The sequence below is a fragment of the Streptomyces sp. NPDC051286 genome, assembly GCF_044455345.1.
Taxonomy (GTDB): Bacteria; Actinomycetota; Actinomycetes; order Streptomycetales; family Streptomycetaceae; genus Streptomyces.
In genome coordinates, this window is sequence record NZ_JBITER010000010.1 from 71,054 (window position 1) to 83,780 (window position 12,727).

Below are 12,727 nucleotides of genomic sequence, written 5' to 3' on the forward strand. Positions count from 1 at the left end.
TTGACCGAGACCCATCAAATGAACGCGCGATTACGCTCCGAGCCATGCCCGACAGCACCTCTACCGCCGACAGCCCCCGCTCCGCGCCCACCGACATCACGGAACACCGGCCCGTCTATGTCATCGGAGGCGGCCCGGGCGGTCTCGCCGCCGCGGCCGCCCTGCGCGCGCAGGGGGTGCGGCCCGTCGTGCTGGAGAAGTCCGAGAGCGTCGGCGCCTCCTGGCGCCGCCACTACGACCGGCTGCATCTCCACACCACCCGGCGCTGGTCCGCACTGCCGGGGCTCACGATGCCGCGCCGGTTCGGACGCTGGGTGGGCCGCGACGACGTGGTGCGCTATCTGGAGAAGTACGTCGAACACCATGAGCTGGACGTGGTGACGGGTGTCGAGGTGACCCGTATCGACCGGGCGGCGGACGGCGCCGGCTGGCAGCTGACCGCAAGCAGCGGACGGGTCCTGACCGGGCGGGCCGTCGTCGTGGCCACCGGCTACAACCACACCCCACGGATCCCCGACTGGGCGGGCCGAGACACGTTCACCGGCGAGCTGCTGCACGCCTCGGACTACCGCAATCCCGCCCCGTACGCGGGCAAGGACGTCCTCGTCGTCGGCATCGGCAACACGGGGGCGGAGATCGCCGTGGACCTGGCGGAGGGGGGCGCTTCCCGGGTACGGATCGCGGTCCGCACCGTTCCGCATATCGTGCGCCGCTCCACGGCGGGCTGGCCCGCGCAGGCGACCGGCATCCTGGTCCGCAGACTGCCGGTGCGGCTGGTCGACCGGGCCGGCCGGCTGATGGCCAGGGTCGCTGTGCCCGACCTTGCCGAACAGGGCTTGCCGCGCCCGGACACGGGCCTCTACTCACGGGTCAAGGACGGCGCCATTCCGGTCCAGGACGTGGGACTGATCGACGCGGTGCGGGGCGGCCGGGTGCTGCCGGTGCCAACCGTCGATTCGTTCGACAAGGACACGGTGGTGCTGGCGGACGGGACCCGGATCACCCCGGACGCCGTGATCGCGGCGACCGGCTACCGGCGGGCACTCGAAGGGCTGGTCGGACACCTCGGCGTACTGGACGCACGGGGCAGGCCGATCGTGCACGGCGGCCGCACGCCGAAGCAGACGCCCGGGCTCTACTTCACCGGGTTCACCAATCCGATCAGCGGCATGTTCCGCGAAATGGCCCTGGACGCGGAGAAGATCGCCAAGCGGCTGGCGAAGCGGACCGGCTGACCCCGGGGGCCGTGACCCGGGACTTCGCGTCCCGGAGGCCGGCGTGCCCGGCGCTTCCCCGACTCGTCGTCACGGACACCGCCGAGGACGCGCTCTCCGGTCCGGAAAAGGAACTCTCGCGGCCCGTCACATTCACGCGACGCGTTCCGTCATTGCTGTGAAGGACGAAAACGAGCGGGTGTCACCCCAGGCCCCGAAGATCCGGAGGAGCAGCATCATGAAAGCACGGATGAAGAACCCGGCCGTCGTCATCCCCGAGGTCATGCCCGCCGTCCAGGAACTCCTGAAGGCCACCCGGAACCGTGGCGTCTCGGACTCGACGCTGGAACTCGTCCACCTGCGGGCGAGCCAGATCAACGGGTGCAGCTTCTGCGTCGACTACGGGGTCCGCAGCGCCAGGAAGGCTGGGACGTCCGACGAAAAGCTGTTCGCCGTGGCGGCCTGGCGCGAGGCGCCGTACTTCTCCGACGAGGAGCGCGCGGCGCTGGCGCTCACCGAGGCGGCGACCCGGCTGAGCGACCGGGGCGATGCGGTACCGGACGACATCTGGGACGCCGCGGCCGACCACTTCGACGAGCAGGGGCTCGCCGCGCTGACCCTCATGATCGGCATCACCAACCTTTTCAACCGCCTCAACGCCACCACCAAGCAGCCGGCGGGGGCGCAGACCTGGTAGTCGGCGCGCAGAGAAGGGCCTCCGCAGACGCGCAGGCCCTTCTCGCTTTCTCCAGGACCTACTTGGTGAAGTAGAAGTACTTCCAGGCTCCGTGCGTGGTCGAGTTCACGGTGTCGCCGGAGGAGCCGTTGACGTACGAGGAGCGCAGACGCACACGGTCGCCACCGGGGGCCGCCGGCCCGGCAGGCCCGTGCAGCCTTTGCCTGCACACCCATTCCTGACGGAGCGTCAGTTCAGTAACCTGACAGAGTGTCAGCTTATGGCTGGCCGGGTACAGGCACCCCGACGGACTTCTGGCAGGAGTGGGCGGAACGATGCTTGGATCGACTCACGGCACCCTCACCACACACTTCCGCGCCCGGGTGGTGGCCTGCGGCGAAGAGCCGCACGCCGCCGTCCACAGCATGGCGGTCGCCGCCGCGGAAGGCGATCTCGATGTCAGCGGCCGCCCGCTGCACGCTCCCGTGCCGGATCTGGACCGGTTCTTCCGGCCCGAGTCCGTGGCCGTCATCGGGGCGTCCGACGCCGAGGGCCGACCCAATACCGGCATCACCCGGCAGCTCGTAGCCTGGGCCGAGCGGGTCGGGGCGCGGCTGTATCCGGTCCATCCCAGTCGGGAGTCCGTGTTCGGGCGGGCCTGTTCTCCTTCCGTCGCGGACCTGCCGGAGCAGGTCGATCTGGCGGTGCTGCTGGTCGGTGATCCGCTTCCGGTGATCGAGGAACTCGGGCAGGCGAAGGTGAAGTTCGCCGTCGCCTTCGCCTCCGGGTTCGCCGAGACGGGTGAGGAGGGAGCCGCCGCCCAGGCGCGACTGGCCGCGGCGGTGGAACGGTCCGGGCTGCGACTGCTCGGGCCGAACACCAACCTCAACGCCTTCGAGAGGTTCCGGGACGACCTGGACGGGCCGGCGATCGCTCTGATCACCCAGTCCGGTCACCAGGGGCGCCCCGTCTACACCCTTCAGGAGCTGGGCGTGCGGCTCTCGCACTGGGCGCCCACGGGCAACGAGGCCGATCTGGAGACCGCCGACTTCATCTCGTACTTCTCGCAGCGTCCCGAGGTCGGGGCCATCGCCTGTTACGTCGAGGGGCTCAAGGACGGGCGCTCCTTTCTGCTCGCCGCGGACCGGGCGGCACGGGCCGGGGTGCCGGTGGTGGCGGTCAAGGTGGGGCGTACGGAGACGGGGGCCAGGATGGCCGCGTCACACACCGGCAAGCTGACCGGAGCCGACCAGGTGGTGGACGCGGCGATGCGGCAGTTCGGCGTGATCCGGGTGGACGGGCTCGACGAACTCCAGGACACCGCGGCCCTGCTGGCCCGGGCGCGGAAGCCCCGGGCCGACGGGGTCGTCGTGTATTCGATCTCGGGCGGCACGGGCGCGCACTTCTCCGACTTGGCGACCGGGGCGGGGCTGAGGCTCCCCACCCTGTCCGAGGAGAAGCAGCGCGAGCTGCACGAGTGGATTCCCGACTACCTGAACGTGGCGAACCCGGTCGACAACGGCGGCCATCCGGTCGGCGACTGGCGCGGCCGGAAGATCATCGACGCGATCCTCGCCGACCCGGACGTCGGGGTGCTGATCTGCCCGATCACCGGCCCGTTCCCCCCGATGAGCGACAAACTCGCGCAGGACCTGGTGGACACGGCGGAGACCACGGACAAGCTGGTGTGCGTGGTGTGGGGCTCGCCGGTCGGCACGGAGGACGCGTACCGCACGACGCTGCTCGGCTCGTCGCGCGTCGCCACCTTCCGCACCTTCGGCAACTGCATCACCGCCGTGAAGGCCTACCTGGACCACCACCGGTTCACCGCCTCCTACCGCTCGCCCTTCGACGAGGCGCCGCGCACCCCGTCGCCCTCGTTCCGCAAGGCGCAGGCCCTGATGCGCCCGGGCCACCAGCTGAGCGAGCACGCGGCGAAGCAACTGCTGCGGGCGTACGGAATCCGTGTCCCGCGCGAGCAGCTGGTCACCAGCGCGGCCGCGTCCGTCCGCGCCGCGGGTCTGGTCGGCTACCCGGTCGTGATGAAGGCGTCGGGCGCGCGTCTCGCCCACAAGACGGAGCTCGGCCTGGTCAAGGTCGGGCTCACCTCCGCGAGCCAGGTCCGCGACGCGTACCGCGAACTGACCGACATCGCGCGGTACGAGGGCATCGAGCTGGACGGCATCCTGGTCTGCCAGATGATCGAGCGGGGCGTCGAAATGATGGTCGGCGTCACGCACGACGCCCTGTTCGGACCAACTGTCACGGTCGGGCTCGGCGGCGTGCTCGTGGAGGTGCTGCACGACGCGGCGGTGCGGGTGCCGCCGTTCGGCGAGGACCAGGTGCGGGCGATGCTCGGCGAACTGCGTGGCCGGGCCCTGCTGGAAGGCGTACGCGGCGGACCGCCGGTGGACGTCGACGCGCTCGTCGAGGTCGTGCTGCGGGTGCAGCGGATGGCGCTGGAACTGGGCGACGACCTCGCCGAGCTGGACATCAACCCGCTGACGGTGCTGGGGCGGGGGCAGGGCGCGGTGGCGCTCGACGCACTCGCCGTCTGCCGCTGACGGGCCACCGGGCCACTGGTCGCGCCGCCCGTCACCCCGTCTGCCAAGGAGCTGCCTCATGCCGTCCTCCCCCGAAGACACCGCCGAGCACACCGGACACACCGGGTCCGCCGCACCGGCCGACCCGCTCGATTCATTGATACTCCACGCCACTGACAACGGCGTCTCGTGGATCACACTGAACCGCCCCGAGGCGATGAACGCCGTCACCTGGGACCAGCGGGAACGCGTCATCGCGCTCCTCGGCGAGGCCTCCGCCGACCCGACGGTCCGGGCCGTCGTCCTCACCGCCACCGGCCGCGGCTTCTGCGCAGGCGCCGACCTGCGAGGCGCGCCGTCGACCGGCGACCGGGTGCCGGGGGATGTGGCCCGTACGATCCGGCTCGGCGCTCAGCGCCTGATCGCCGCGGTCCTGGACTGCGAGAAGCCGGTGATCGCGGCCGTCAACGGCACGGCGGCCGGTATCGGTGCCCATCTCGCGTTCGCCTGCGACCTCGTGCTGGCCGCCGAGTCGGCGAAGTTCATCGAGGTGTTCGTACGCCGCGGCCTCGTGCCCGACGGCGGCGGCGCGTATCTGCTGACGCGCCTGATCGGCCCCCAGCGCGCCAAGGAGTTGATGTTCTTCGGCGACTCGCTCCCGGCGGCGGACGCGGAACGCCTGGGTCTGGTCAACCGGGTGGTCCCGGACGAGGATCTGACGGCGCTGGCCCGCGCGTGGGCCCAGCGCCTGGCCGACGGCCCGACCCGCGCGATCGCCCTCACCAAGCAGTTGGTGAACGCATCCCTCGACTCCGACCGGGCGACGGCGTTCGCGGCCGAAGCGATGGCCCAGGAGATCAATATGACGACGCAGGACGCCAACGAGGGCGTGGCGAGCTTCGTGGAGCGGCGCGCACCGAAGTACCGGGGGTTGTGAGTAATCCGGGGACGCTCACGCCGGCATCCCCACCGCCACGGAGAAACCGCTCCCGTCTGTGCCGCCGGGACTCACCGAGCGGCGTGGCCGCCCACGGGCCCGGCCGCAGTCGGTGGCGGTGTTCGCCTGGCCGGTTCAGCGCTCCCGGAACAGCGCCTGTGCGTGGTTCAGGCCATACCTGGCGACATCGGTACCCAGTGTGACCCCTGCCTCGTCCGCGAGTCGGGTGTGGATGCCCAGCCAGACCCGCGCGTCCATGTTCTCCAGCGTGAGCTGGTGCCATGCGGTGTAGGTACGGACGACGCCTGGTGCGGTGCCGCTGGTCAGGGTGAACGGGGCCGTGCGCGGTCCCGCGAGGGCGGTGAGAACGGTTTCCGCCGCGCCTGCGTAGGTGTTGTGGCCGCTGGGGTAGTCCGGGTGCGCCGGGGTGGTGTGCAGCGGGTTCCATGACGGGTCGGCAGGGATCTCGCCGACGCCTGTCCGGATCGCGGTGACGGGGCGCCACAGCGGGTAGGTGTACTTGCTGTCGGAGGTGGCGATCTGGGTGTCCACCAGCGTGGCGTTGGCCAGGGCGACGAGTTCGGCCTGCTTGCGCAGCGGCTGGTGGGAGGTGGCGGCGAGCGCGACGCGAATCGGCTTGGTCCACAGGGCCGGCGAGGAGTCGAACCAGAAGTTGGCCGTTTCGGTCTGCCGCGCGGTGCGCACGGTGCTGTTCAGCTCACCGAAGTCTCGAACCTCCTTCAGGTCGGTCTGGTACCGCTTGGACGTCGGATCGGGAGGCGCGGGCAGTCGGAACTGGCCGGCGCTCTTCAGCAGGAAGGGCCGGGCGAACCGGGTGCCGTTCTGGATGGCGGGCGCGAACGCGGGCGGGGTGGGTTGCCAGACTCCTGGCGCGGCCGGCGGCACGGTGAAGGGGGCGTTCACCGAGGCCGCGTCGAGGCCGTCTCCCTCACGGTCGTGCAGGACCTCCAGCGCCTGGCGTTCGCCGGCTGCGGCGCCCAAGGTCTCGGCCGGGCCGTCGGGGGTCTGATCCAGGGTCTGTTGCAGTGCGGCATCCAGCTCCGGGGCACGGGTGGGCACCAGCTCGACCAGGGCGCGGTGCACCGCGGCGGCCAGCGCCGCGTCCTGGTAGTCCCTGCGGTCGACCCCGGACGGCACATGGTGCAAGGCCCGCGCCGCCGCAATCCAACTGATCGCCCAGGTGCGGCTGTTGGTCACCGCAGGGAGTGATGAGCCGGCCGTCGCGATCGTGTCAGCCGTGGTGTCGTACCAGGCGAGCGCCACGGAGGCGCGAGCGTGCCCAGGCGCAGGGGCGGCGGCGACGCTCGGCGCTGCGCCGGAGGCGACCAGCAGTGCCGTGGAGGCCGCCAGGGCCACACGGGTCTTCGGGGACTTCATGGAAGTAGCTCCTCATGGTGGGGGGCCGGGTGTCGGCCCGTCCGTCTGGCAGTCATGCGCGACGGGACGCAGAGAATCGAGGACCTTGCACGGGCCGCAGCAGGTTCCCGGACGAAGCCGTGGGGCCTTGGCCCGGGAACCTGCGGAGCACGGTGCCGTGCGGGGATGCCGCTGCAGGCAGGGGCGGCCTTCGGCGTGGCCGGACGGGCGCCGGCAATGGTGTATCCGGGGAGCCGGCGAGCTGGCGAGCCCAGGAAGTGCCCGGACATGTCTGCAGCCGGATAACGGGTGTCCGCAGGGGACCACGTACGGAGCAGCGGACGAAGACGGGCAGGACGGCATCGCCGTCGCTGCGTCTCCTCAGCGCCGGCGCGCACTGCGGCACACGTGCAGGTGTTCACAGGCCCAGCAGCGGCGCCCTCCTGACCTGGCGGGGTTCAGAGCCTGTCGGGTGACCTCTGATCGGGCGGCCACGCCCTGGCATGCACTCCCCCAAGGCCTTGAGGGCCAGGGGGACCCACTGCGGCATTGCCGAAATGCCCCAGTGGTTCCTTCCCCGAGCTCTCCACTTCGTTCGAGCCGGGGAGACCCCGTCCGAGGCCCGCCCGGCGCCTTGGAATCACACGCACCATGCCGCGTCCGCTCTCCGGGCGAAGGTCACCCGACGGACTCTCAGGCGGGGTCGGCGTTGATGTGGAAGGGAACGGTGACGACGTTGGAGGCGACGCCCATCAGATCCAGGTCCTTGGCACCGATCTCCCCATCGCCGTTGAGGTCCTTCACGACGCCGGGTGCGTCGTTGTAGACGCCGTCGTGGTTGAGGTCGTCGACGACGGCCACGGTCAGGGTGGTGTCGACGTTCTGCCCCACGATGGGGGCGCCGACGATCCAGGTGTCCCACAGTTCGGTCTTGTGCGGGGTGCGGTCGGTGACGCCGGAGAGGTTGAACAGGTTGGCGAGGTTGGTGCCGGGTCCGGAGAAGCCGGGGAGGGTGCTGTTGGTGGTGGAGTCCAGCACGACCAGTCCAGGGATCTTGTCGTCCTGGCCGGTGGAAAACGTGCCGGGGAAGGGGGCGATGTTGTTGTGCGCGGCCGGGCCGGTGAGCTGGAGTCCGTTGAAGCCGGTCCCAGCCAGGGTCTTGCCCCGGAAGGAGAGCTTCAGGTCCACGATCCAGCCCTTGCCCTCCACACCCGCGTTGTCCCCGCGCTTGGGCGAGAGGACCTCCACCTTGACCGGGTGCCTTGCGGTGGAGGCGGACTTGTCCAGGCTCGAGGCGTTCGCGCTGGACAGCCCGGAGGCTGCGACGCCCAGACCGAGAATCATGGCCGTACCCGCGCCGAGCGACCAGCCGAGCTTCTTCTTCCTCATGACGTGTTCTCCTGAGTGTTGAGAGGCTTGCGGTCATGTGTACGACCACCTGCGGCACCCGGTTCACCCCGCAGGTCGACCAAGTCGCACGGGGTCGGATCGTCCGGCGTCCGTCAAGGCTGCGGGGACGAGGATGCCGTCGAGCGCGCCCGTGGTCCCGACGCCCGGCCCGTGTCCGCGCTCCCGTCCACACCCCTGCTGCAAAGAGCGCCGACGGGCCTTCGTGCCAGCGGACGGCGAGAACCTGAGTTCGTCCGCTGCCCGCGGGTGAACTCGAACCCCCAGCTCGTCGTATACGTAGCGGCAAGGGCACACGAGCAGTGCCTCAGGACACAAGAAGCCGCATGTCGCAGCCGTCCTCGAAGACGGCGCAGCCGGTGCGGTCATGTCTGGAAGTGAGTCGGATGGATCGGATCTGGTTCCGCGCCTCCCCGGGGCGCGGACTGTCCGCCGCCTGCAGTTCGGGCCCGGCGACGCTCCAAGCGACCCCAGCCTGCGAGACGAGGACATCGAGCGTGACGCCGGACGAACAGTTGATGACTGCGTTGTACACCGAGCACCACGATGTGCTTCTCTCCTTCGTGCGCAGGTACGTGCGCAGTCCTGAGCAGGCGGAGGACGTCGTGCAGGAGACGCTGCTGCGGGCGTGGCGGAGCATCACCAAGATCGAGCCACGCCACGTCACCATCCGCTCCTATCTCTTCACGATCGCCCGCAACGTGCTCACCGACAGCTGGCGCGCTGAGCAACGGCGTCCGGAACCGCTCTACGACGACGAGGCACTCGCGGCTGTACCTTCTGCCGATGATGTGGAGGCGGCGCTGGAGGGGCACGTGATTGCCGCAGCGTTGGAACGCTTGTCCAGCGAGCATCGTGACGTGATCCAGGCGCTGTACTTCGACGGGCTGACCACCGCCGAGTCCGCGTCACGGCTCACGATCCCGGAGGGAACGGTCAAGTCCCGCGCCTACTACGCCGTACGCAACCTGCGCGCAGCCTTTGAAGAAATGGGAGTTCTACGGTGAGCACCGACCACGATGACGTGCGCATGCTGATCGGCGCGTATGTGCTGGGCGGTCTCAGCGAGACCGACCGCCGCGTCCTGGAGTCCCACCTGCCCATGTGCCAGGAATGCCGTGACGAGCTCGCGCGCTCGGCCCCGCTGGCCGGACTGCTCCGCCGTGCCCCGGGCATGTCCGCGCGCCGTCCCCAGGCCGCGCACGAGGCCAACACCGATGCGGCGCCACCGGCTTCGCCGACCGGGCTCGACCGCCTGCTGGAGCAGGTCCGCGCCGTCGATGTCGCACGCAGGCGCCGGGCTCGCCGGCAGTGGCTGGCATTGGCCGCGGCCCTGATCGTGGTTGCCGGGCTCGGACTGGGGTCGATGCTGCCGTTCCGGCAGTCGACCGGTCCGTCCACGGCCTTCACCTCGGCCGCCGGGTACTCCGTGTCCGGTCGTGCCACGCTCACGGCCAAGCCCTGGGGCACTGCGGTGAGCGTCACCCTGGCCGACCTGCCCGCAGGAGCACCAGGACCCTTCATCCTCCAGGTCTCCTCGGTGGACGGCCGCAAGGAGCAGGCGGCCACCTGGGCGATCACTCCCAACGGCAGCGCCGCCGTGACGGGGGCGAGTGCCCTGCACCTTCCCGACATCCGGTCCATCTCCGTGATGGACCATGCGGGACGCATGGTCGCCACGACCCGACCACTCTGACCGGTTGTGAGTGCTCCGGGGCGCTCATGTCACCTTCCGCCCACAAGGGGGTGAAGCTGCCCGGGGCCCGTACCCCACAAGGCTCTTGCAGCGCTGCGGCCGGGACTCGTCCATCGACGTGAGCCACCGGCGGGTCTCGGCCGCAGTCCCCCTACTTCTCGGCGAAGACGTCCTCGACGGACGCGGCGGTGGGAGCGCGCAGGAGCCAGCGGCTCAAGGTGTCGAGGTCGGTGCAGCCTGTGATGCGTTCGCGCGCCTCGTCGGACACGTCGACGCCGACCTGGGCGAGAAGCAGCAAGATGCTCCTCGCAATGCCTTCTGCACGGCCCTCTTCACGGCCCTCTTCACGGCCTTCTGCGCGGCCCTCGTCCCGGATCTCTTCCGAGAGAGGTGACTTGTAAAAGGAAAGGTCCACGGCCACCAGGTTCCTCCACTGTTGTGCGGCCGGACGGTTGCCCAGGCCCTGTGCGGTGAGTTCGACGATGGGGTCGGCGATGGTTTCCGGTACGTCCCGCAGAGCGGTCGACAGTGTTTTGAGTATGACACCGATGTCCGGATCGCCCGCGTGTGTGATCGCGGCCAGCGTGGTCAGTGCCAGGTCCTTGCGAGCCTCGGCCACATCCTTGATCACCGGCATGTTGTGCGGACCCGCGACGAGGGCTTGCAGGGTGAGCACGGGCGATTGCGGGTGGCCGACGGCGAACGGGCGCGCGGCCCATTCGGCGGTGGCTCGGTCCTGGCAGACGACCAGCAGCATGGGCGGCAGTTTGTACTTCGCCTGTAAGTAGGACAGGTAGTACATCCAGCTCGCCGGTTTCTCCGGGTCTTTCTTGCCCTGGGCCTCGATCGCGAGGAGGTACGACTGGTCGTCCTCCATGTCGATGCGCAGCAGGGTGTCGACACGGCGTTCAAGAGGCCTGTTCTCGGTGAGGTCCGTAGGCATGACGGTGGCCGAGGCAGGTGGGCCGATCGCGACCCCCAGTACCTCGGAGACGCGGGAGAAAAGCCCCGGGTACTCCTGGAAGATGCGGTGCATCGCCTCGTGGGACGAGCTGACCATGTGGATTTCCTAGAGTTGTTGAGCGGTCGGATGAGAGTTGTCGGTCCGGCAGTCGGGGCACTCTCCTGGCTCCGCCGCGCGGAATGCCCGGTCGCAGCCGTCGCAGTTCTGCAGCGGTAGCGGCCGGGACGGGAGATCGGCCGGGGCCCGGAACGGGGGCGGCGGCGGAAGCCGGGCGGTGAGCCGGTGGGCGAGGAGACCGGCGGGGCGGTGCAGCCCTTCGGGTGGGAGTTCGCTGGTCAGGGCGTGTGCTACGGCGGCGGGGCCGACCTCGCGCTCCAGCCATGCGGCAACCCCCGGGGCCAGGACGTCCACGTCCTGCGCGGAGAGCAACAGGCGCGGGTCCTGGCGGTGCAGCCCGGCGAGCAGGTCGGCGGCGGTCCGCAGGAGGGACGCTGCGGGAAAGGCCGGCTGCGGCACGAGGAGGGGCCTGGACCGGCTGTGTGGGGCGCGCTCGCGGCGTGGTGCGGGGACAGTGTGGCCCGGAGACCTGAGCGGACGCGTGTCGTCGGCTTCGGGCTCCCGGCAGGGTCGGATGGACGCGGGCGGCCGGGCCGTACGCTGCGGGCGCGGTGGACACTCACGGCCCGGATCAGCGTCTGTGGGCCGCCGGTCGGCAGGCTGATTGCAGGAGACGGTACGGGTGACGATCCGGCCGTTGGCCAGGCGCGTGCGGGTGCGTCGCAGATAGCCGTGGGCTTCGAGTTCGCGTAACGCGGCGGCGATCCGGGCCGCGCTCTCCGGGAAGCGGGCGGCGAGGTCCTTGATGCCGATCCTGGCTCCGGCGGGCAGCGACTGGATGTGCGCGGCGAGCCCGATCGCGGTGAGGGAGAGCTCCCGGTGCTGGGTGAGGTGGTTGCCCACGATCGTGAAGCGGCTGGTGTGCCGGGAGTTGTCGTGCACGACACCGGACGAGGCGCGCGAAGGCGCGCTAATCTGCTGGGTATCCATCGGGAAGGTGCTACTTCCTCGTTGGTCAGGCCCTCGATCGGGATGCCAGTCCCGGCCGGGGGCCGTCGCATGTCTGGGGTTGTTCTCTGGGGTTGTTCGTCGCGGCGAGCATATGCCAACCAACCGACCCGAATTGCCGCCACGTTGGTCGATCTCACCCATGTGGGTGACGGGGCGCAGGGTGAGGTTGGAAAGGGTCATTTCCCACATTCTTCAAGGCTTTTGATGTCGTGCGGCGCCGCGTCACGGAGGACCGAATCGCGGAAATCCACGACCCGGTGGCGGCGGTTACGAGGTCGAGTTCGGCCCAGACGGTCTTACGGGGGAAGGGCCCGGGGCTTACACCCCAGCGGTCCGCGAGTGCCTCGACGATCAGCAGACCGCGCCCGGATTCGCAGTCGCCGTCCAGGACGGTCGTGCCCGCCAGGACGGCCGCGCCCGCCGGACCGAGCGGAAGGCACTCGCCACGGGCGTCGCTCACCGCGATCCGCAGGAGCGCGCCGCCGTCGTGGACCGTGAGGTCGAGTCGGAAGTCCCGCCCCGACACACGGCCGTGGACCATGGCGTTGGCCGCCAGTTCGGCGACGATCTGCGCGGCCGACTCCGACGGGATCCCCCACTCGCCCAGATACGCGGTGGTGAGCAGCCGGGCCAGCCTGGCTCCCCGGCGGGTGGGCGAGAGCAACACGGTGAACGTGCTGCTGGGAGCTGGGGGCTGGGGGGCGGTGATTTCTTGTTTCACGTCACTGAGCGTGGCCGGGCACACATACGCTGACCAGCGATCAAGCGGATGCGTACGGTGACTGTCCGACGCCTGTCCGGAGTTGTCCGGGCTGTCCGGAGCAGTCGTGCGGGTAGGTGGTGCC

Annotated in this window: 10 protein-coding genes and 1 pseudogene; 6 read left to right on the forward strand and 5 right to left on the reverse strand. The window is 70.2% G+C overall.

From position 1 onward, the window contains the following. The first annotated feature begins 44 nt into the window (after positions 1-44). The 4 genes from ACIBB8_RS12960 to ACIBB8_RS12975 all read left to right on the forward strand — a co-directional run bounded on the left by ACIBB8_RS12960 (position 45) and on the right by ACIBB8_RS12975 (position 5,370). Complete coding sequence (locus ACIBB8_RS12960) at positions 45-1,235, forward strand: flavin-containing monooxygenase (protein WP_398951342.1); 1,191 nt, start codon at positions 45-47, stop codon at positions 1,233-1,235. A gap of 217 nt (positions 1,236-1,452) precedes the next feature. Continuing rightward, positions 1,453-1,911, forward strand: a complete 459-nt coding sequence (locus ACIBB8_RS12965) for a carboxymuconolactone decarboxylase family protein (protein ID WP_398951345.1) — start codon at positions 1,453-1,455, stop codon at positions 1,909-1,911. A 314-nt stretch (positions 1,912-2,225) separates the two neighbouring features. Continuing rightward, on the forward strand, positions 2,226-4,454 hold the full coding sequence (locus ACIBB8_RS12970) for an acetate--CoA ligase family protein (RefSeq protein WP_398951347.1): 2,229 nt from the start codon (positions 2,226-2,228) through the stop codon (positions 4,452-4,454). 58 nt (positions 4,455-4,512) lie between these two features. Beyond that, on the forward strand, positions 4,513-5,370 hold the full coding sequence (locus ACIBB8_RS12975) for an enoyl-CoA hydratase/isomerase family protein (RefSeq protein ID WP_398951349.1): 858 nt from the start codon (positions 4,513-4,515) through the stop codon (positions 5,368-5,370). 135 nt (positions 5,371-5,505) lie between these two features. Here the strand turns inward: ACIBB8_RS12975 and ACIBB8_RS12980 are convergent, their stop codons facing one another. Both ACIBB8_RS12980 and ACIBB8_RS12985 read right to left on the reverse strand, forming a co-directional pair. Next, positions 5,506-6,768, reverse strand: a complete 1,263-nt coding sequence (locus tag ACIBB8_RS12980; protein WP_398951351.1) for a vanadium-dependent haloperoxidase — start codon at positions 6,766-6,768, stop codon at positions 5,506-5,508. 672 nt (positions 6,769-7,440) lie between these two features. Next, the gene (locus ACIBB8_RS12985) at positions 7,441-8,136 is read right to left on the reverse strand and encodes a hypothetical protein (RefSeq protein WP_398951353.1); all 696 of its coding nucleotides are present in this window, start codon (positions 8,134-8,136) and stop codon (positions 7,441-7,443) included. Positions 8,137-8,651: 515 nt separating this feature from the next. Between ACIBB8_RS12985 and ACIBB8_RS12990 the strand changes: the two genes are divergently transcribed. Both ACIBB8_RS12990 and ACIBB8_RS12995 read left to right on the forward strand, forming a co-directional pair. Beyond that, complete coding sequence (locus ACIBB8_RS12990) at positions 8,652-9,161, forward strand: sigma-70 family RNA polymerase sigma factor (RefSeq protein ID WP_398951355.1); 510 nt, start codon at positions 8,652-8,654, stop codon at positions 9,159-9,161. Continuing rightward, positions 9,158-9,850: an anti-sigma factor family protein gene (locus ACIBB8_RS12995; RefSeq protein WP_398951357.1), complete on the forward strand. Its 693-nt coding sequence runs from the start codon at positions 9,158-9,160 to the stop codon at positions 9,848-9,850. Before ACIBB8_RS12990 ends, ACIBB8_RS12995 begins: the two co-directional genes overlap by 4 nt. A 151-nt stretch (positions 9,851-10,001) precedes the next feature. Here ACIBB8_RS12995 and ACIBB8_RS13000 read toward each other — a convergent pair whose 3' ends face one another. The 3 genes and pseudogenes from ACIBB8_RS13000 to ACIBB8_RS13010 all read right to left on the reverse strand — a co-directional run. Beyond that, entirely contained in the window at positions 10,002-10,910 is a 909-nt protein-coding gene (locus tag ACIBB8_RS13000; protein WP_398951359.1) for a hypothetical protein, read from the reverse strand. A gap of 9 nt (positions 10,911-10,919) precedes the next feature. Further along, positions 10,920-11,861 (reverse strand): helix-turn-helix domain-containing protein, encoded by a 942-nt coding sequence (locus tag ACIBB8_RS13005; protein WP_398951361.1) that lies wholly within the window; start codon positions 11,859-11,861, stop codon positions 10,920-10,922. A gap of 289 nt (positions 11,862-12,150) precedes the next feature. Continuing rightward, positions 12,151-12,603: pseudogene (locus tag ACIBB8_RS13010) on the reverse strand (ATP-binding protein); the annotation flags it as partial. Between the last annotated feature and the right edge of the window lie 124 nt (positions 12,604-12,727).